We start from the raw sequence: 19,887 nt of genomic DNA, 5'->3' as shown, positions 1-19,887 counted from the left end.
GGACAGGGGATGGGGGCGGCTCGTACGGGAGCCGCCCCCTCTTGCCTCTGCTCATGGCCCCGACGGGGCCGCTCGCGACTCTCGCGGGCTCAGCGCCCCGAACGGCCACCACCGCGCCGCTGACCGCCCTGACCGCCGTTCTGGCCGCCGCCGGTGAGGCCCGCGCGCCGCAGCGCGTCCGCCATCGCCGAGTTGACCGGGGCGGGCCCGCCCGAACCGCCGGAACGACCCGTGCCCCCGGAACGCCCCGCGCCCGCCGCGCCGCCCGTACCAGCCCCGCCGCCGCGCTGACGCGGCGGTCGCTGACCGCCCCCGCGCCGCTCGCCGGTGCCGCCGCCGTCCTGGCCCTGCGGGGCGCGAGGCCCCCGCTCCTGGCGGCCGGCACCGCCGCGCCGCCCGCCGCGCTCCGCGCCGATCTCGTCGTCGAGCCGCAGCGTCAGCGAGATCCGCTTGCGCGGCAGGTCCACGTCGAGGACCTTGACCTTCACGATGTCGCCCGGCTTGACGACCTCGCGCGGGTCCTTCACGAACTCACGCGAGAGCGCGGAGACATGGACGAGCCCGTCCTGGTGGACACCGATGTCCACGAAGGCCCCGAAGGCCGCGACGTTCGTCACGACGCCCTCCAGGACCATGCCGGGCTCCAGGTCGGAGAGCTTCTCCACGCCCTCCTTGAAGGTCGCCGTGCGGAACGCGGGCCGCGGGTCGCGCCCCGGCTTCTCCAGCTCGCGCAGGATGTCCGTCACGGTCGGCAGTCCGAAGGTGTCGTCCACGAAGGCGTCCGGGCGCAGCGAGCGCAGCGTCGTTGTGTCGCCGATGAGCGCGGCGACGTCGCCGCCGGTCGCCTTGGCGATCCTGCGCACGACCGGGTACGCCTCGGGGTGCACGCTGGAGGCGTCGAGCGGATCGCCGCCGCGGATGCGGAGGAAGCCCGCGCACTGCTCGTACGCCTTGGGACCGAGCCGCGCGACCTTCTTCAGCTCCGCGCGGGAGGAGAAGGGGCCGTTCTCGTCGCGGTGCCGCACGATGTTCTCGGCGAGCGTGGCGCTCACCCCGGAGACCCGCGAGAGCAGCGGCGTGGAGGCGGTGTTGACGTCGACGCCGACGCCGTTCACGCAGTCCTCCACGACCGCGTCGAGCGAGCGCGAGAGCTTCACCTCGGACAGGTCGTGCTGGTACTGGCCGACACCGATCGACTTCGGGTCGATCTTGACCAGCTCGGCGAGCGGGTCCTGCAGACGGCGCGCGATCGAGACCGCGCCGCGCAGCGAGACGTCCAGCTCGGGGAGTTCCTGCGAGGCGAAGGCGGAGGCCGAGTAGACCGAGGCGCCCGCCTCCGAGACCACGACCTTGGTGAGCTTCAGCTCCGGGCGCGCGGCGATGAGTTCGCCCGCGAGCTTGTCGGTCTCGCGCGAGGCGGTGCCGTTGCCGATGGCGATGAGGTCGACCTGGTGCCGCTCGGCGAGCCGCGCGAGCGTCGCGAGGGAGTCGTCCCAGCGGTTGCGCGGGGCGTGCGGGTAGATCGTGTCGGTCGCGACGACCTTCCCCGTCGCGTCCACGACGGCGACCTTCACGCCGGTGCGCAGGCCCGGGTCGAGCCCCAGCGTGGCGCGGGTCCCGGCGGGCGCGGCGAGCAGCAGGTCGCGCAGGTTCGCCGCGAAGACCGCGACGGCCTCGTCCTCGGCCGTCGTGCGCAGCCGCAGCCGCAGGTCGATCCCGAGGTGCACGAGGACGCGCGTGCGCCAGGCCCAGCGGACCGTCTCGCGCAGCCACGCGTCCCCCGGCCGTCCCCGGTCCGCGATCCCGAAGCGGTGCGCGATGACCCCCTCGTACGAGGAGGGCGTGCCGGGCTCGGCGGGCGGCTCCTCGGGCTCCAGGGTGAGGTCGAGGACCTCTTCCTTCTCACCGCGCAGGAGTGCGAGGACGCGGTGCGAGGGGAGCTTGGTGAAGGGCTCGGCGAAGTCGAAGTAGTCGGAGAACTTCGCGCCCGCCTCCTCCTTGCCCTCGCGGACCTTCGAGGAGAGGCTGCCGCGCGTCCACATGCGCTCGCGCAGCTCACCGATGAGGTCCGCGTCCTCGGCGAAGCGCTCCGAGAGGATCGCGCGGGCCCCGTCGAGCGCGGCCTGCGCGTCCGCGACGCCCTTGTCCGCGTCGACGTAGGCGGCGGCCACCTCGGCCGGCTCCCGCGAGGGATCGGCGAGCAGCCCTTCCGCGAGCGGTTCGAGCCCGGCCTCGCGGGCGATCTGCGCCTTGGTGCGGCGCTTGGGCTTGAAGGGGAGGTAGACGTCCTCCAGACGCGCCTTCGTGTCGGCGCCGAGGATGCGGGCCTCGACCTCCTCCGTGAGCTTGCCCTGCTCCCGTACGGAATCGAGCACCGCCGTGCGCCGCTCCTCCAGCTCCCGCAGGTAGCGCAGCCGCTCTTCCAGGGTCCGCAGCTGGGCGTCGTCGAGCGTGCCCGTGACCTCTTTGCGGTAGCGCGCGATGAAGGGCACCGTCGAGCCGCCGTCGAGCAGTTCGACGGCCGACCTCACCTGCCGCTCCTGGACTCCGAGTTCCTCGGCAATGCGCCCTTCGATGGACGCTGATTCGGTGGACCCCGTGCGGGCTGTCGTCACGTTCCCGTACCGCCTTCTGACTTGCGAAGCTTGTGCCCCATTCTGGCAGGCGGTACCCGGACGGCGGGGCAGGGCCGGTGGGCTCAGGCGCGATGGGCGGTGCTGGAGGCGCCGCCGAAGAGCCGTGCGACGGCGCGGAACGGCAGCGTGACGACGGTGGCGATGGCGGAGCCGATCTGGCGCAGGACGTCGGCGATGGCGCGGAACATGGTGTTCTCCTTCCGGGGGTGTCGCCGGGGGGAGTTCCCTTTCCGGCGTACGAAGCGGGTTTCCCCGGGCCGTACCCGTAAACCCCCGGCCCGCCCGCCCCGGCGCCCGTCCGCTCCGCGCCCTCGCTCGGCCCGCCCGCTTCCTCCCGGGCCGCCGCCCGCCCGCTACTCCTTGCCGAAGATCCCCGCCGGGAAGGCTCCCGCCGCGATGCCCGCGCGCGTGAAGCCGCGCGCGAGGTCGGTGAGGCGGGCGACGTCCTCGGCGCCGAGGTGCGCGTACGGGGCCTCGTCGAGGGCGTCCGTCTCCGCCTCGACGCGGTCGCGCAGTGCCTGCCCCGCCTCGGTCAGTTCGCCCTCCCGGTCGAGCAGCCCGCGCTCCCGCAGCCGGGCGACGGCCGCGTCCCAGTCGGCGCGGTGCCAGCCGCGACTCGCGACGACGAAGCGCGGCACCATGCCGCGTCCCGTCGCGGTGTGCGTCACGAGCGCCTCGACCGGGTCGAGCCCGGCCCGCAGCAGGACGTGCACGTGGCCGTCGCCCCGGTGCTCGCGCAACAGCGTCGCCGCGTGCCAGTACGCCAGGTGCGGTTCCTCCGGGACGGGGAGGTCCGCGTGCGCCGCGTAGAGCGGGCGGCCCTCGGGGCGGCAGGCCTCGGCGGCCCGGAGCGCGAGCCGGGCCGCGTCCTTCATCTCCGCCGACTCCACGGCCTCGTCCCCGAGCAGCCGCCGCAGCACGCGGTCGGCCGTGCGCAGCCGGGCCCGGAGCACGACGCCGGGCGCGGCCGTGTCCCAGACGGCCGGCAGGTGACGGGCGACGAGTTCCGGCGAGAAGTTGTAGAAGCTCGCCGTCACGGCCCCGGCCCCCACAGGACCGAAGGCGGCGGCACGTGTGGCGAGATAGACGGCGGAGGAGTCGGTCAGCCCGAGCTCGCCCATCTCGGCGCCGAGTTCGGGCGAGAAGTAGTGGAAGGAGTGCAGCGGATTGACGGCGTTGTGACAGCGGCGCGCGGCGCGCTCGGGCAACGGGGTGCGGGTCGGTTCGCTCATGGCCCGTACGTTACCTACGAGTAGGTGCGTGGTGGCAGGGGCCGGGAACGCGGGATTCCCGCCATCGCCGCGCGGACGGCCCGCCGGACACGTACCGTCGCGCCGTACCCGTACGTCCAGAGAACCGGGAGCCCCTGTGCCGCTCTTCGCCCTCGCCCTCTTCGACGGCTTCACCGCTCTCGACGCGATCGGGCCGTACGAGATGCTGTGCCGCGTCCCCGGGGCGCGCACCGTCTTCGTCGCCGACCGTGCCCGGCCCGTCCTCGCCGACCGCGGCGAGGTGACGCTCGGCGCGACGCACGCCTACGAGGACATCGCGGCGCCCGACCTGCTGCTCGTCCCCGGTGGCCCGGGGCAGAGCGCGCACATGGCCGATCCCGCGCTCCTCGGCTGGCTGCGCGCCGCCGACGCGCACACGCGCTGGACGACCTCGGTGTGCACGGGCGCGCTGCTCCTCGCGGCGGCGGGTCTCCTGACCGGGCGGCGCGCCACGACCCACTGGCTCTTCCCCGACGCGCTCCGGGAGTACGGGGCCGAGCCCGTCGCCGAGCGCGTCGTGCGCGACGGCAAGTACGTCACCGCCGCCGGTGTCTCGGCCGGGATCGACATGGGCCTCGCGCTCGTCGGCGCACTCGCCGGGCGCTCCCGTGCCGAGGAGGTCCAGCTCGCCACCGAGTACGACCCCGAGCCGCCCTATGACGCGGGTTCCCCGGCCAAGGCTCCCGCCGCGCTCGTGGAGCGGCTGCGCGCAGGCCGCAGGCCCGTCGTCGACGACGGGACCTACAGCCCCGTGCGGGCGGCGCGGTAACCGGATGATCCGGACCGTGCAGCTTGCGGCCCGCACCGTTCAGCGCATGACCGGAGACGGTCGAAGACTGCCGATCTCCGGCCATTTGCGGTCAGTGGGGTGGGGGAGACCTGCGAGGTGCCGACACTCGGGCGCGTGGTGACTACCGAACGCGACGACGAGCCGGGCATGGACAGGGACGGGAACGCGGGGGACGCACCGAAGCCCTGGGAGGGGGTGTGGCGCTTCACCGCCCCCGCCGTCGACGTCTCCGTGCCGCAGGCCAGGCACGCCGTACGGGACCTGCTGCGCCGCCAGGGCGTCCCGCTCGCCCCCGACCTCGTCCAGGGCCTGCTGCTCATCGTCTCCGAACTCGTCACCAACGCCGTCCGGCACGCGGCCGTCGTCTCACCCGAGCTGGGCGTCGAGGTCGCCGCCGGGGCGGACTGGGTACGGGTCGCCGTCGAGGACGACCACCCCTACCGCCCCACCGCGCTGGAGGCCGACGCGGGACAGACCGGGGGGCGGGGGCTGCTCCTCGTGAGGGAGATCGTCCGCGAGGAGGGCGGCGCCTGCGACGTCGAGCACACCGCGGGAGGCGGAAAGGTCTGCTGGGCGGCCCTGCCGCTCTCCCCGCCCACGGGACGGCCACCGGTATGACGGTCCCGGAGACGGCTCCCCAGTAACGAGGCCCCCGCCCACGAGGTCCCGCCCCCGAGGCTCCGCGCGGGAGGCCCACCCGCCGAAGGCCGCCGGGCAAGCGCCCCGCCGCGCCGGGCAAGCGCCCCGCGGCGGCGGAGACCGCCGCCGCGAAGGCGGCCTCACCAGCCCGACGTACCGCCCGTCAGCTCCCGCACCGCCGGCCGCACCGCGTCCAGCACGGTCGGGAACCACGCCGAGAAGGTGTCACGTGCGTGCCGCTCGGCCAGTTCTCGCGGCGTCACGAAGGCGGTCTCGGCGATCTCCTCGGGGTCGGGCGACAGCTCGCTCGGCGAGAGTCCGACGAAGAGGTGGTTGTACTCCTGCTCCACGAGGCCGGAGAGCGGGTCCGGGTGGTTGTAGCGGACCGTGCCGGCCTCGGCGAGCAGCGTGGGAGCGATGCCCAGCTCCTCGAAGGTGCGCCGCGCGGCGGCGGCGAAGGGGGCCTCGCCCGGGTAGGGGTGGCCGCAGCACGTGTTCGACCAGACACCGGGGGAGTGGTACTTGGCGAGCGCGCGGCGCTGGAGCAGCAGCCGTCCCTCGTGGTCGAAGAGGAACACGGAGAAGGCGCGGTGCAACTGGCCCGGAGGCTGGTGAGCGGCGAGCTTCTCCGCCGTACCGATGGTGGTCCCGCTCTCGTCCACCAGCTCCAGGAGGATCTCCTCGGTGCTGGCGGAAGGGGAGGAACTGTCGGCCGCGGTGGCTGATGAGATCGGCATGCGCATCCTTCGCTTCTGGCTTGCCCCCAAGTCTGCCGTACACCGCACGCGCGTCCCGCGACCGCCTGCCCCCGCGTCGTGGCCGCCTCTGCCCGAGCCCGCGCGGGCGGGCCCCGCCTACAGGCAGCTTCCCGCCTCGTGCTCCGCGTGCCCGGCGGGCTCCAGCTGGAAGGTGCAGTGCTCCACGTCGAAGTGGTGCCCGAGGCAGCCCTGGAGCTCGTGGAGCATCTTCTCGTGGCCGACCGAGTCGAGCACGGCGGAGTCGACGACGACGTGCGCCGAGAGCACCGGCATGCCCGAGGTGATCGTCCACGCGTGCAGGTCGTGCACCGCCCGCACCCCCGGCGTACCGAGGATGTGCGCCCGTACCTCCGCGAGATCGACCCCGCGCGGCGCCGCCTCCAGGAGCACGTTGAGCGTGTCCCGCAGCAGCCGCCACGTGCGCGGCACGATCATCAGCCCGATGAGCAGCGAGGCGATCGTGTCCGCGTACGGCCAGCCGGTCAGCCACACGAGGAGCGCCGAGACGATCACGGCGAGCGAGCCGAGCGCGTCGGCCACGACCTCCAGGAAGGCGCCGCGCACATTGAGGCTCTCCTCCTGGCCGCGCAGCAGCAGCCCGAGCGAGACGCAGTTCGCGACGAGCCCCACGACACCCACGACGAGGGCGAGCGGGCCGTCGGTCTGCGCGGGCTCCATGAAGCGCCGCACCGCCTCGTAGACGACGTAACCGCCGACCCCGAAGAGCAGCAGGCAGTTGGCGAGCGCCGCCAGGATCTCGGCCCGCGCGTACCCGAACGTCGCCGTGTCGCTCGGTGGGCGCGCGGCGACGTGCACCGCGAGGAGCGCCATGCCGAGGCCGAGCGCGTCCGTCGCCATGTGCGCCGCGTCGGCGACGAGCGCGAGCGAGTGCGAGAGGAGGCCGCCCGCGATCTCGACGACCATCACGGTGAGGGTCAGTGCGAGGGCGAGGCGGAGCGGGCCCCGGTGAGCGTGCGTCGCGGTGCCGTGCGCATGGTCGTGGCCCATGGATGCCTCCCCTTCTCGCGGTCAGTGAACCCTCAGCGGCCGGGCTGAGGCAACACGAGGGTGAACACCGTTGTCATTGCGCTGAGCAGCGGCTTTCGCGCGGCACCGCCCGAAGCTCCCGTTCCTCCCCTCGCCGCAGGGGCCGGATTTCGGGCGCGCTCGACGCGTGTGGGGCCTTCCGGCGGGCTCGTCCCGTTACGCCCGCCGCGTTTGGGAACCCGCGCCCCGATCGCGCATGATGATCACGCGCTTCGGCGGTCCTCGGGCCATGAACGGGTGGTGAACCCCCGGTACACGGCATCGGATAACCTCAGCCGACGCCCGCCCATCACGCTCCCCCCGGTGTGGTCCGCGGTGCTGGTCACCCCCTTCGCTGCCCGGCCCGTCGCCGGGCCGGCCCCCAAGGAGTGAGTTCCTCTGTCGACCGCCATCCTCACCGGTCCGCCGGTGCCCGGCTCCGCCCTGGAGGGTGAGCTGCGGGCGCTCGGCTTCGGGGTGCGGGTCGTCACCGAACCGTCGCAGACCCCGAGCGTCCTCGCGAGTGTCCCCGCCGGGGAACGCGTCGCGCTCGTCGACTCCCGGTTCGTGGGCCACACGCATTCCCTGCGGCTCGGACTCACCGACCCCCGGTTCCCCGCCGCCGCCGTTCCCGGAGCCGTCACCGCGCAGCCCGAGGCCCGCCCCGCCCTCGCCCACGCGCTCGACACCGCCCTCCGCGGAGCGGCCCCGGCCGGCCACGAGGCCGCGCTCGCGCCGGCGCACCCCCTGCGCCGGCCGATGCCCGCCGAGGGCGGCGCCCCGCGCACGGAGGTGCTGCCCGAGACGGACACCGGCGGCCCGCTGCCCGACCGGCTCGCGGGACTCCTGGACGCGGACGGCACCGCCGTGCACCGCCCCGACCTCGGCACGCTCGTCGCCGCCGTGCCCGAGAGCACCCAGGAGCGCAACGAGGTACGGCAGTCCGTCGAGTCCGTCGACGAGGAGGCGGTCCGGCTCCGCTCCGCAGTCAAGGCCCGCGACGGCTTCTTCACCACGTACTTCATCAGTCCGTACTCGCGCTACATCGCCCGCTGGTGCGCACGCCGCGGCCTCACCCCGAACCAGGTCACGACCGCCTCGCTGGTCACCGCGCTGATCGCCGCGGCCTGCGCCGCCACGGGGACGCGGCCCGGCTACGTCGCCGCCGGCGTGCTGCTCCTCGCCTCGTTCGTCCTGGACTGCACGGACGGCCAGCTCGCCCGCTACTCGCTCCAGTACTCGACGCTCGGCGCCTGGCTCGACGCGACCTTCGACCGCGCCAAGGAGTACGCGTACTACGCGGGGCTCGCCCTCGGCGCGGCGCGCGGCGGGGACGACGTGTGGGCGCTCGCGCTCGGCGCGATGGTCCTCCAGACCTGCCGCCACGTCATCGACTTCTCCTTCAACGAGGCCAACCACGACGCCGCCGCCAACACGAGCCCGACCGCCGCGCTCTCCGGCAAGCTCGACGCGGTCGGCTGGACCGTGTGGCTGCGCCGCATGATCGTGCTGCCCATCGGCGAGCGCTGGGCGATGATCGCCGTGCTCACCGCGTGCACCACGCCCCGCGTCACCTTCGTCGTCCTGCTCGTCGGCTGCGGCCTCGCCGCCTGCTACACCACCGCCGGCCGCCTCCTGCGCTCGGTGACCCGCAGGGCCACCCGTACCGACCGCGCCGCCCAGGCCCTCGCCGACCTCGCCGACTCCGGCCCCCTCGCGCGCCTCTTCGCCCGCGTGCTGCGCCCCCTCGGCCGCGCCCTGCCGCGGATCGGCGTACCGCTGCTCGCCCTGCTCGGCGCCGCCGCCGTCACCGCGAGCGCCGCCTTCACCGCCTACGGCTCCGCCTGGCCGGTCCTCGGCGCCGGGGTCTACGTGCTGTTCTCCGCGCTCGCCGTCTCGCGCCCGCTCAAGGGCGCGCTCGACTGGCTCGTACCGCCCTTCCTGCGGGCCGCCGAGTACGGCACGATCCTGCTGCTCGCGGCGCGCAGTGACACGCACGGCGCGCTTCCCGCGGCCTTCGGGCTCGTGGCGGCGGTCGCCTACCATCACTACGACACGGTGTACCGCATCCGCGGTGGCACCGGCGCTCCGCCCCGCTGGCTCACTCAGGCCATCGCCGGACACGAGGGCAGGACCCTGCTGGTCGCCCTCCTCGCGGCGGTCCTCGGCGGGAGCGGTTTCGCCACCGCGCTCACGGTCCTGGCCGTGCTCGTGGCCCTCGTGGTGCTCTTCGAGAGCATCCGTTTCTGGGTGTCCGCAGGGGCACCCGCCGTACACGACGAAGGAGAACCCGCATGATCGGCCTCGTGCTCGCGGCCGGCGCCGGAAGGCGTCTGCGCCCGTACACCGACACCCTGCCCAAGGCACTGGTGCCGGTCGGGCCCGAAGGCCAGGAGGAGAGCCTCACGGTCCTCGACCTGACCCTCGGCAACTTCGCCGAGATCGGCCTGACCGAGGTCGCGGTCATCGTCGGCTACCGCAAGGAGGCCGTCTACGCCCGCCGCGAGGCCCTGGAGGCCAAGTACGGGCTGAAGATCACGCTGATCGACAACGACAAGGCCGAGGAGTGGAACAACGCCTACTCCCTGTGGTGCGGCCGGGACGCGATCAAGCACTCGGTGATCCTCGCCAACGGTGACACCGTCCACCCCGTCTCCGTCGAGAAGACGCTGCTCGCCGCGCGCGGCGAGGGCAAGAAGATCATCCTCGCCCTCGACACGGTGAAGAAGCTCGCCGACGAGGAGATGAAGGTCGTCGTGGAGCCCGGCAAGGGCGTCCGCAAGATCACCAAGCTCATGGACCCGGCCGAGGCGACCGGCGAGTACATCGGCGTGACCCTCATCGAGGGCGACGCCGCCGAGCAGCTCGCCGACGCGCTGAAGACCACGTACGAGCGCGACCCGCAGCTCTACTACGAGGACGGCTACCAGGAGCTGGTCAACCGCGGCTTCACCATCGACGTCGCCCCCATCGGCGAGGTCAGCTGGGTCGAGATCGACAACCACGAGGACCTGGCCAAGGGGCGGGAGATCGCGTGCCGGTACTGACGCGGCTCATTCCCTCACCGCTCGCCGTCGACATCCGCCCCGGCGCCCTGGACGATCTCGCGACCGTCCTGTGCGACCAGCGGATCTCCTCGTCGGGCAAGCTCGCCATCGCGATCAGCGGCGGTTCCGGGGCCAGGCTGCGCGAGCGGCTGGCCCCGGCCCTGCCGGGCGCGAGCTGGTACGAGGTGGGCGGCGGCACCCTCGACGACGCGATCCGGCTCGCCGACGCGATGAAGTCCGGGCACTACGACGCGGTCGTGGGCCTCGGCGGCGGCAAGATCATCGACTGCGCCAAGTACGCCGCCGCGCGCATCGGGCTGCCGCTCGTCGCCGTCGCCACGAACCTCTCGCACGACGGGCTCTGCTCCCCGGTCGCGACCCTCGACAACGACGCGGGCCGCGGCTCCTACGGGGTGCCGAACCCGATCGCCGTCGTCATCGACCTCGACGTCATCCGCGAGGCCCCGGCGCGCTACGTGCGCTCCGGCATCGGCGACGTGATCTCCAACATCTCCGCGGTCGCCGACTGGGAGCTGTCGCACCGTGTCACCGGGGAGTCGATCGACGGGCTCGCCGCCGCGATGGCCCGGCAGGCGGGCGAGGCGATCCTGCGCCACCCGGGCGACGTGAGCCAGGACGACTTCCTCCAGACGCTCGCCGAGGGCCTGGTCATGACCGGCATCTCGATGTCGGTCGCCGGGGACTCGCGCCCCGCGTCCGGCGCCTGCCACGAGATCAACCACGCCTTCGACCTGCTCTTCCCCAAGCGCGCCGCGAGCCACGGCGAGCAGTGCGGCATGGGCGCGGTCTTCGCGATGCACCTGCGCGGCGCGGGCGAGCAGGCCGGCCACATGGCCGAGGTCCTGCGCCGCCACCACCAGCCCGTACTGCCCGGGGACATCGGCTTCTCCGTGGACGAGTTCGTCCAGGCCGTCGAGTTCGCCCCGCAGACCCGACCGGGCCGCTACACGATCCTCGAACACCTCAACCTGTCGACAGACCAGATCAAGGACGCGTACGCCGACTATGCCAAGGCCATCGGTAGCTGAACTCCGCCCCGTCGTCCACCCCGCCGGGGTCAAGGACCGACGCAGCGGCGAGCACTGGGCCGGCCGGATCTACATGCGCGAGATCTCGCTGCGCATAGACCGGTACCTGGTGAACACCAAGGTCACGCCCAATCAGCTGACCTACCTGATGACGTTCTTCGGTGTCCTCGCCTGCCCGGCGCTCCTGTGGCCGGGCATACCGGGGGCCGTGCTCGGGGCCGTCATGGCCCAGCTCTACCTGCTCCTCGACTGTGTGGACGGCGAGGTGGCCCGCTGGAAGAAGCAGTTCTCGCTCAGCGGGGTCTGGCTCGACCGGGTCGGCGCCTACCTCACCGACGCCGCCGTCCTCGTCGGCTTCGGTCTGCGCGGCGCCGACCTCTTCGGCACCGGCCGCATCGACTGGCTGTGGGCCTTCCTCGGCACGCTCGCCGCGCTCGGCGCGATCCTCATCAAGGCCGAGACCGACCTCGTCGGCGTCGCCCGCCACCAGGGCGGACTGCCCGTCGTCAAGGAGGCGGCGGCCGAGCCGCGCTCCTCCGGGATGGCGCTCACCCGCCGGGCCGCCGCCGCCCTCCAGTTCCACCGGCTGATCCTCGGCATCGAGGCCTCGCTGCTCATCATCGTGCTCGCGGTGATCGACCAGATCCGCGGCGACCTCTTCTTCACCCGCCTCGGGATCGCCGTTCTCGCCGCCATCGCGCTCGTGCAGACCCTGCTGCACCTCGTGTCGATCCTCGCCTCCAGCCGGCTGAAGTGAGACCGGCCCGTGACGGGCGCACACGTGCGACGAGCGAGTTGAGCGCCGCGTTCCCGGCACCGGGTCGTCCCGGGCCCCGGGGCGCGAGAAGGAAGAGGAAGCAGGCATGAGTCAGTCCGCGCCGACGGTGGGCGCCGTCATCATCACCATGGGCAACAGGCCCGAGGAGCTGCGACTGCTCCTCGACTCGGTCGCCAAGCAGGAGGGCGAGCCCGTCCAGGTCGTCGTCGTCGGCAACGGCTCCCCGGTGCCCGAGGTGCCCGAGGGCGTCCGCACCGTCGAGCTGCCCGAGAACCTCGGCATCCCCGGGGGCCGCAACGTCGGCATCGAGGCCTTCGGCCCGGCCGGGCGCGAGGTCGACATCCTTCTCTTCCTCGACGACGACGGGCTCCTGGAGCGGACCGACACCGCCGAGCTGTGCCGCGAGGCGTTCCTCGCCGACGAGAAGCTCGGCATCATCAGCTTCCGCATCGCCGACCCCGAGACCGGCGTCACGCAGCGCCGCCACGTCCCCCGCCTGCGGGCCTCGGACCCGATGCGCTCCTCCGAGGTCACGACGTTCCTCGGCGGCGCCAACGCGGTCCGCACCCGGGTCTTCGCCGACGCCGGGCTGCTGCCGGGGGACTTCTTCTACGCGCACGAGGAGACCGACCTCGCCTGGCGGGCGCTGGACGCCGGCTGGTCGATCGACTACCGCGCCGACATGGTGCTCCTGCACCCCACGACGGCCCCCTCGCGGCACGCGGTCTACCACCGCATGGTGGCCCGCAACCGGGTCTGGCTCGCGCGCCGCAACCTGCCGCTGCCGCTCGTCCCGGTCTACCTGGGCGTGTGGCTCCTGCTCACCCTCGCGCGGCGGCCGAACGCCGCCGCGCTGCGGGCCTGGTTCGGCGGTTTCCGCGAGGGCTGGTCGAAGCCCTGCGGTCCGCGCCGTCCGATGCGCTGGCGCACGGTGTGGCGGCTCACCCGGCTGGGCCGTCCGCCGATCATCTGACACGCTGTCCCGCACACGCCGTACCGCGGCGGCTGCCGGTGCCCCGGGCGCGCCCGCGCCCGGGGCACCGGCAGCCGCAGTCCCCGCAGTAGTCCCCGCAGACGAAGGTTCCCCCGTGAGTGACACAACGCAGGAGAAGGGCGCCCCGGTGAGTACACCCACGCCCCCGCCCTCGCCCGACGAAGGGCTCAGCCGCTCCGAGCTGGCGGCGAAGTACGGGCTGACGGTGAGCGGCGCCCGGCCAGGACTGCCGGCGTACCTCCGTGCGCTGTGGGGCCGCCGCCACTTCATCCTGGCCTTCTCGCGGGCCAAGCTCACCGCCCAGTACAGCCAGGCGAAGCTCGGCCAGCTGTGGCAGGTCGCCACGCCTCTGCTCAACGCACTGGTCTACTTCTTCATCTTCGGGGTGCTGCTGGGGGCGCGGAAGGGCATCGACAAGGACATCTACGTCCCCTTCCTCGTCACCGGCGTCTTCATCTTCTCCTTCACGCAGTCCTCGGTGCAGGCGGGCGTACGGGCCATCTCGGGCAACCTGGGACTGGTCCGCGCCCTGCACTTCCCGCGCGCCTCGCTGCCCATCTCCTTCTCGCTCCAGCAGCTCCAGCAGCTCCTCTACTCGATGATCGTGCTGGTCGTGATCCTCTTCGCGACCGGCTGCTGGCCGAACCTGCGCTGGCCGCTCGTCATCCCCGCCCTGGTGCTCCAGTTCGTGTTCAACACCGGGCTCGCGATGATCTTCGCCCGCGCCGGGGCCAAGACGCCCGACCTCGCGCAGCTCATGCCCTTCGTGATGCGCACCTGGATGTACGCCTCGGGCGTCATGTTCAGCCTCTCGGTGAAGCTGGAGGACATCAACGCGCCGGGCTGGGTGGCCGACGTGCTCCAGTGGAACCCGGCAGCCGTCTACATGGACCTCGTGCGCTACTCGCTCATCGAGGGCTACGGCAGCGGCTACCTGCCGCCGCACGTGTGGGCCTTCGCGCTGGGCTGGGCCGTGGTCATCGGGGTCTTCGGGTTCGTGTACTTCTGGAAGGCGGAAGAGCGGTATGGCCGTGGCTGAGGGACGCAACGCGGGCCGGGAGCACATGCCCACGGTGATCGCGGACGAACTGCACATCGTCTACCGGGTGCACGGGGCCAAGGGCGGCAAGGGCAGCGCCACCGCGGCGCTCAACCGCATCGTCAAGCGCGGCGACTCGCCCGGGGTGCGCAAGGTGCACGCCGTGCGCGGGGTCTCCTTCACCGCCTACCGGGGCCAGGCCATCGGCCTCATCGGCTCCAACGGCTCGGGCAAGTCGACGCTCCTGCGCGCGATCGCCGGGCTGCTGCCCGCCGAGAGCGGCAAGGTCTACACGGACGGGCAGCCCTCGCTGCTCGGCGTCAACGCCGCGCTCATGAACGACCTCACCGGCGAGCGCAACGTGATCCTCGGCGGGCTCGCGATGGGCATGAGCCGCGAGGAGGTCAGGGCCCGCTACCAGGAGATCGTGGACTTCTCGGGGATCAACGAGAAGGGCGACTTCATCTCGCTGCCGATGCGGACCTACTCCTCCGGCATGGCGGCCCGGCTCCGCTTCTCCATCGCGGCGGCCAAGGACCACGACGTCCTCATGATCGACGAGGCCCTCGCCACGGGCGACCGCTCCTTCCAGAAGCGCTCCGAGGCCCGGATCAGGGAGCTGCGCAAGGAGGCGGGGACCGTCTTCCTCGTGAGCCACAACAACAAGTCGATCCGCGACACGTGCGACCGCGTGCTGTGGCTGGAGCACGGGGAGCTGCGGATGGACGGGCCCACGGCCGAGGTGATGAAGGAGTACGAGAAGTTCACCAGTAAGTAAATAGCTGAAACGCCGTAAGGGAGCTTTTCATCCCTTCTTCACGGCATCAGGAGTGAAAGCGGAACCCCTGCCGGACAAATCCGGCAGGGGTTCCGTCGTGCCGCCGGGGAGGGTGCCGTTTATTCCCCGGGCGCGGCCGTGCGGGTCAAAGATCAGTCAACTACGTCGCAGGTCGGGAAGGTTGACGGCAATCGGTGTGTTCTTGTGACGTGCTGAACACCCCGCCGCGAGCGGTTGAGTTGTACAACGTAAGCTGTGCCGGTGCCGAATCGCGACGAGTGGTGCGATACCGCACACAGGGACATGCTGCACCGAAACGCCCGGGCGGCGGCCGGGCGGCGTGTCCGAAATAGTGAGTTTTGTGTGCGCAGTGTAGAACGGGAGATGTGACGGCATTGGCTACGGACGACCTCCGCCTCCACGCTGTACCCGCCGTCCCCGCGACGGGCGGTCGCCGATGAGCGCCCCCCGCGCAGCGGCGCCCGGTACCGGGACGGCGCACGCCACCGCGACGGAGAACGCCACGCTCGGCAAGGCCGGAGCGGAGAACTTCCCGGTGGCGCCCTTCTTCGTGCCCAAATCCTGGCGCGCCGACCTCATGGCCGTCTACGGCTTCGCCCGTCTCGTCGACGACATCGGCGACGGCGACCTCGCCCCCGGCGGCGCCGACGCCCGCTACCTCGACGTCCCCGAGGAGCAGGCGGAGGACCGCCTCGTCCTCCTCGACGCGCTGGAGACCGACCTCGCCCGCGTCTTCCGCTCCACCGGCACCCCGCACCACCCCCTGCTGCGCGCCCTGCGGCCCACCGTGCGCCGCTGCGGCCTCGTCCCCGACCCCTTCGAGGCGCTCATCGGCGCCAACCGGCAGGACCAGAAGGTCGGCCGCTACGCCACCTGGGACGAACTGGCCGCCTACTGCGAGCTGTCCGCCAACCCGGTGGGCCGCCTCGTCCTCGGCCTGACGGGGACGGAGAGCGACGAGCGCCTGCGCCGCTCGGACGCCGTCTGCACCGGGCTCCAGCTCGTCGAGCACCTCCAGGACGTCGCCGAGGACCTGCGGCGCGACCGCGTCTACCTGCCCGCCGAGGACATGACGCGCTTTCACGTCACCGAGGCGGACCTCGCGGCCCCGCGCGCGAGCGCCCCGGTCCGCGCCCTCATCGCCTTCGAGGCCGACCGCGCCCGCGCCCTGCTCGACGAGGGACTGCCCCTCGTCGCGAGCGTGCGCGGTCGCCTCCGGCTCCTGCTCGCCGGTTTCGTCGCCGGGGGCCGCGCGGCCCTCGCCGCGATCGCCGAGGCGGACAACGACGTACTCGCCACCACGCCGAAGCCCACCAAGGCCCGGCTGCTGCGCGAGATGGGAGCAGTACTGCGAGGAGAGGGGTGAGTCCGACGATGAAGGAGCAGGGCGTACTGCCCGCGGCGGTGAGCGCCGCCTACGGCTACTGCGAGAGCGTCACAGGGGCCGAGGCGAAGAACTTCGCCTACGGCATCCGCCTGCTGCCCGGCGACAAGCGCCGCGCCATGTCGGCCGTCTACGCCTTCTCACGCCGCGTGGACGACATCGGCGACGGCCTGCTGTCGCCGGAGGAGAAGACCCGTCGGCTGAACGAGTGCCGCGCGCTCCTGGAGCGGGTGCGGACCAAGGACGTGGCCGAGGACGACACCGACCCGGTCGCCGTCGCCCTCGCGGACACCGCCCGGCGCTTCCCGGTGCCGCTCGGCGCCCTGGACGAGCTGATCGACGGCGTCCTGATGGACGTACAGGGCCGCGTCTACCGCACCTGGGAGGAACTCGCCGACTACTGCCGCTGCGTCGCCGGGGCGATCGGACGGCTCTCGCTCGGCATCTTCGGTGTCCGGCCCGGCGCGCGCGACCGCGTACGCGCCCCCGAGTACGCCAACACGCTCGGCCTCGCGCTCCAGCTCACCAACATCCTGCGCGACGTGCGCGAGGACGCCGAGAACGGCCGCACCTACCTGCCCGCCGAGGACCTCGACAAATTCGGTTGCTCCGCGGGCTTCGGCTCGGCGACGCTGCCCGAGGGCGCGGACTTCCCGGGCCTCGTCCACTTCGAGGTGCGCCGCGCGCGTGCGCTCTTCGACGAGGGCTACCAGCTGCTTCCCCTGCTCGACCGGCGCGGCGGCGCCTGCGTCTCGGCCATGGCCGGGATCTACCACCGCCTCCTGGACCGCATCGAGCAGGACCCCGACGCCGTCCTGCGCGGCCGGGTCTCGCTGCCGGCCCGTGAGAAGGCGTACGTCGCCGTGCGCGGCCTCGCGGGGGTCGATGCCAAGGCGGCGGCCCGTCAGAGAGACGGGGAACAAGCATGATCCGCAGGGCCCCGCGGCAGGGCCGCGCGAAAGCACCCGTATCCGGTCACGACCGGGCAACCTCCGGGCTGAGGTCCGCGTCCCTCACTGCGCACGCCACCACCCCGGGGGCAGGCAGGGAGGACGCATGACCGAACAGGCCGATTCAGCCACCACCCCCACCGGCGGCGCGGGACATGCCGTCGTCATCGGCGGCGGACTCGCCGGAGTGACCGCGGCGCTCGGGCTCGCCGACGCGGGAGTCCGCGTCAGCCTTCTGGAGGGCAGGCCCCGCCTCGGCGGGCTCGCCTTCTCCTTCCGGCGCGGCGACCTCACCGTAGACAACGGCCAGCACGTCTACCTGCGCTGCTGCACCGCCTACCAGCAGTTCCTGCACCGCATCGACGCCGCCCACCTCGCCCCCGTGCAGGACCGGCTCGATGTCCCCGTGCTCGACGCCGACACCTGGCGCCTGGGACGACTGCGGCGCACCCAGGCCCCGGTGCCCCTGCACCTCGCCGGGGGCCTCGCCACGTACCCCCACCTGAGCCTGCGGGAACGCGCGTCCGTCGCGCGCGCCGCGCTCGCGCTGCGCAAGCTCGACCCCGCCGACCCGGAGCTCGACCGGCGCGACTTCGGGAGCTGGCTGCGCGCACACGGGCAGAGCCCCCGCACCATCGCGGCCCTGTGGGACCTCGTCGGTGTCGCGACACTCAACGCCCGCGCCGACGACGCCTCACTCGCCCTCGCCGCCAAGGTCTTCAGGACCGGGCTGCTCACCGAGCCGGGCGCCGCCGACATCGGCTGGGCCCACGTCCCGCTCGGCGAACTCCACGACACCCTCGCCCGCCGCGCCCTCGACAAAGCCGGCGTCACCACCCGGCTGCGCGCCCGGGTGAGCGCCGTCGAGGCCGCCGAAGGGGGCGGCTGGCGGGTACGCACCGAGGACGGCGTGCTCGACGCCGACACCGTCGTGCTCGCCGTGGCCCAGCACGAGGCATACTCCCTGCTGCCCGCCGGGGCACTCGACCACCCCGAGCGGCTCACCGCACTCGGCACCTCACCCATCCTCAACGTCCACGTCGTCTACGACCGCAAGGTGTTGCGTCAGCCCTTCTTCGCCGCGCTCGGCAGCCCGGTGCAATGGGTCTTCGACCGCACGGCCCCTTCCGGGCTCACCGGTCCCGGCCAGTACCTCGCGGTCTCGCAGTCGGCCGCCGGCGAGGAGATCGACGCGCCCGTCAGCACGCTGCGCGCGCGCTACCTGCCCGAACTGGAGCGACTCCTGCCCGCCGCGCGCGGCGCCGGGATCCGCGACTTCTTCGTCACCAGGGAACGCACGGCGACCTTCGACCCGGCCCCCGGCGGCAAAGGGCTGCGGCCGGGCAACACCACCCGAGCCCCCGGCCTCTACCTCGCCGGGGCGTGGACCGACACCGGCTGGCCCGCCACGATGGAGGGCGCCGTGCGCAGCGGCAGCGACGCCGCCCGCGCGGCGCTCACCGGCCTGGGCCGCACCGGCGCGCACCTCTTCCACTTCCAGGAGGCGGCATGAGCACCGAGGCCCCGGCCGACCGGGTGCTGCTCAGCACCCCCCAGACCAGCACCGCGAACAGAGGAGAGAAGAACGTGCCGACTGTGCCCTCGGCCGAAGCCGCCGCCGACGCCCCGGACGTGACCGCGCTCGTCGAGCGCAGCCGTGCCCTCGTCACGCCGGTGCTGCGGTCCGCCGTGGACCGGCTCGCGCCGCCCATGGACTCGGTGTCCGCCTACCACTTCGGCTGGACCGACGCGGAGGGCAGGCCCGTCGCGGGCGACGGCGGCAAGGCCGTGCGCCCCGCCCTGGCGCTCATCTCCGCCGAGGCCACCGGGGCGAGCGCCGAGACCGGCGTGCCCGGCGCCGTCGCCGTGGAACTCGTGCACAACTTCTCGCTGCTGCACGACGACCTCATGGACGGCGACGAGCAGCGCCGCCACCGCGACACCGTCTGGAAGGTGCACGGTCCCGCGCAGGCGATCCTCGTCGGCGACGCGCTCTTCGCCCTCGCCAACGAGATCCTCCTCGAACTCGGCACCCCCGAGGCGGGCCGCGCGACCCGCCGACTCACGCGCGCCACGCGCGCGCTGATCGACGGTCAGGCCCAGGACATCTCCTACGAGCACCGCGACCGGGTCACGGTCGAGGAGTGCCTGGAGATGGAGGGCAACAAGACCGGTGCCCTCCTCGCCTGCGCCGCCTCCGTCGGTGCCGTGCTCGGCGGTGCCGACGAGGCCACCGCCGACACCCTGGAGCGCTACGGCTACCACCTCGGGCTCGCCTTCCAGGCCGTGGACGACCTCCTCGGCATCTGGGGCGACCCCGAGTCCACCGGCAAGCAGACCTGGAGCGACCTGCGCCAGCGCAAGAAGTCGCTGCCCGTCGTCGCCGCGCTCGCCGCGGGCGGCCCGGCCTCCGACAAGCTCGCCCGGCTCCTCGCCGCCGACGCCGCCGCCACCGGGCCCGACTCCGTGCCCCAGGAGGAGTTCTCCGAGGAGGAGTTCGCCGCCCGCGCCGCCCTCATCGAGGAGGCCGGGGGCCGCGAGTGGACCTCGCAGGAGGCACGCCGGCAGTTCGACATCGCCATCGGGGCCCTCGACAGCGTCCCGATGCCCCCCCACGTGCGGGCGTCCTTCGTGGCGCTCGCGGACTTCGTCGTCGTACGAAAGAGATGATCACCATCAGACGGACATGCCAGCGATGACGCGCAGTCGCCGACCGGTGCGGCCCGC

At 73.1% G+C, this 19,887-nt stretch carries 18 protein-coding genes; 13 read left to right on the top strand and 5 right to left on the bottom strand.

The genetic code is table 11. From position 1 onward, the window contains the following. Positions 1 to 89: 89 nt before the first annotated feature. The 3 genes from IF99_RS0103680 to IF99_RS0103670 form a co-directional block, all read right to left on the bottom strand. Entirely contained in the window at positions 90 to 2,615 is a 2,526-nt protein-coding gene (locus IF99_RS0103680; protein WP_030994846.1) for a Tex family protein, read from the bottom strand. An 83-nt stretch (positions 2,616 to 2,698) separates the two neighbouring features. Further along, entirely contained in the window at positions 2,699 to 2,824 is a 126-nt protein-coding gene (locus IF99_RS35395) for an LPFR motif small protein (protein WP_010266821.1), read from the bottom strand. A gap of 165 nt (positions 2,825 to 2,989) precedes the next feature. Next, positions 2,990 to 3,868, bottom strand: a complete 879-nt coding sequence (locus IF99_RS0103670; RefSeq protein ID WP_030994845.1) for an SCO6745 family protein — start codon at positions 3,866 to 3,868, stop codon at positions 2,990 to 2,992. 136 nt (positions 3,869 to 4,004) lie between these two features. Here IF99_RS0103670 and IF99_RS0103665 point away from each other — a divergent pair, with 136 nt between their 5' ends. Further along, complete coding sequence (locus IF99_RS0103665) at positions 4,005 to 4,676, top strand: DJ-1/PfpI family protein (RefSeq protein WP_030994844.1); 672 nt, start codon at positions 4,005 to 4,007, stop codon at positions 4,674 to 4,676. Positions 4,677 to 4,844: 168 nt separating this feature from the next. Beyond that, positions 4,845 to 5,315: an ATP-binding protein gene (locus IF99_RS0103660; protein ID WP_030994843.1), complete on the top strand. Its 471-nt coding sequence runs from the start codon at positions 4,845 to 4,847 to the stop codon at positions 5,313 to 5,315. A gap of 161 nt (positions 5,316 to 5,476) precedes the next feature. Here IF99_RS0103660 and idi read toward each other — a convergent pair whose 3' ends face one another. Both idi and IF99_RS0103650 read right to left on the bottom strand, forming a co-directional pair. Then, positions 5,477 to 6,073, bottom strand: coding sequence for an isopentenyl-diphosphate Delta-isomerase (gene idi, locus IF99_RS0103655; protein ID WP_030994842.1), 597 nt, complete (start codon positions 6,071 to 6,073; stop codon positions 5,477 to 5,479). A gap of 117 nt (positions 6,074 to 6,190) precedes the next feature. Continuing rightward, positions 6,191 to 7,102, bottom strand: coding sequence for a cation diffusion facilitator family transporter (locus IF99_RS0103650; RefSeq protein ID WP_030994841.1), 912 nt, complete (start codon positions 7,100 to 7,102; stop codon positions 6,191 to 6,193). 417 nt (positions 7,103 to 7,519) lie between these two features. Here IF99_RS0103650 and IF99_RS0103645 point away from each other — a divergent pair, with 417 nt between their 5' ends. The 11 genes from IF99_RS0103645 (at position 7,520) to IF99_RS0103595 (ending at position 19,830) form a co-directional block, all read left to right on the top strand. Further along, on the top strand, positions 7,520 to 9,418 hold the full coding sequence (locus IF99_RS0103645) for a DUF5941 domain-containing protein (protein ID WP_030994840.1): 1,899 nt from the start codon (positions 7,520 to 7,522) through the stop codon (positions 9,416 to 9,418). Then, complete coding sequence (locus IF99_RS0103640) at positions 9,415 to 10,167, top strand: sugar phosphate nucleotidyltransferase (RefSeq protein WP_030994839.1); 753 nt, start codon at positions 9,415 to 9,417, stop codon at positions 10,165 to 10,167. Before IF99_RS0103645 ends, IF99_RS0103640 begins: the two co-directional genes overlap by 4 nt. Then, a complete protein-coding gene (locus tag IF99_RS0103635; protein WP_030994838.1) occupies positions 10,155 to 11,216 on the top strand; it encodes an iron-containing alcohol dehydrogenase family protein in 1,062 nt (353 codons plus the stop codon). The genes IF99_RS0103640 and IF99_RS0103635 overlap by 13 nt, the downstream gene beginning before the upstream one ends. Further along, positions 11,194 to 11,973: a CDP-alcohol phosphatidyltransferase family protein gene (locus IF99_RS0103630; protein WP_199806448.1), complete on the top strand. Its 780-nt coding sequence runs from the start codon at positions 11,194 to 11,196 to the stop codon at positions 11,971 to 11,973. The genes IF99_RS0103635 and IF99_RS0103630 overlap by 23 nt, the downstream gene beginning before the upstream one ends. A 106-nt stretch (positions 11,974 to 12,079) precedes the next feature. Then, positions 12,080 to 12,967: a glycosyltransferase family 2 protein gene (locus tag IF99_RS0103625; protein ID WP_030994836.1), complete on the top strand. Its 888-nt coding sequence runs from the start codon at positions 12,080 to 12,082 to the stop codon at positions 12,965 to 12,967. Between the two features lie 115 nt (positions 12,968 to 13,082). Then, positions 13,083 to 14,027 carry an ABC transporter permease gene (locus IF99_RS0103620; protein WP_051703344.1) on the top strand — a complete coding sequence of 315 codons (945 nt, stop codon included), beginning with the start codon at positions 13,083 to 13,085 and terminating at the stop codon, positions 14,025 to 14,027. Continuing rightward, the gene (locus IF99_RS0103615) at positions 14,014 to 14,805 is read left to right on the top strand and encodes an ABC transporter ATP-binding protein (protein WP_030994834.1); all 792 of its coding nucleotides are present in this window, start codon (positions 14,014 to 14,016) and stop codon (positions 14,803 to 14,805) included. The genes IF99_RS0103620 and IF99_RS0103615 overlap by 14 nt, the downstream gene beginning before the upstream one ends. A 457-nt stretch (positions 14,806 to 15,262) precedes the next feature. Then, positions 15,263 to 16,192, top strand: coding sequence for a squalene synthase HpnC (gene hpnC / locus IF99_RS0103610; protein ID WP_030994833.1), 930 nt, complete (start codon positions 15,263 to 15,265; stop codon positions 16,190 to 16,192). An 8-nt stretch (positions 16,193 to 16,200) separates the two neighbouring features. After that, a complete protein-coding gene (gene hpnD / locus IF99_RS0103605) occupies positions 16,201 to 17,139 on the top strand; it encodes a presqualene diphosphate synthase HpnD (RefSeq protein ID WP_030994832.1) in 939 nt (312 codons plus the stop codon). Positions 17,140 to 17,266: 127 nt separating this feature from the next. After that, complete coding sequence (hpnE, locus tag IF99_RS0103600) at positions 17,267 to 18,673, top strand: hydroxysqualene dehydroxylase HpnE (RefSeq protein ID WP_030994831.1); 1,407 nt, start codon at positions 17,267 to 17,269, stop codon at positions 18,671 to 18,673. Beyond that, a complete protein-coding gene (locus IF99_RS0103595; protein ID WP_030994830.1) occupies positions 18,670 to 19,830 on the top strand; it encodes a polyprenyl synthetase family protein in 1,161 nt (386 codons plus the stop codon). Before hpnE ends, IF99_RS0103595 begins: the two co-directional genes overlap by 4 nt. The last annotated feature ends 57 nt before the right edge of the window (positions 19,831 to 19,887 follow it).

It is taken from the genome of Streptomyces sp. NRRL F-5630 (genome assembly GCF_000719475.1).
Lineage (GTDB): Bacteria > Actinomycetota > Actinomycetes > Streptomycetales > Streptomycetaceae > Streptomyces.
The sequence above is the reverse complement of the archived record's forward strand: the minus strand, read 5'-3'. Positions and strand labels throughout refer to the sequence as shown.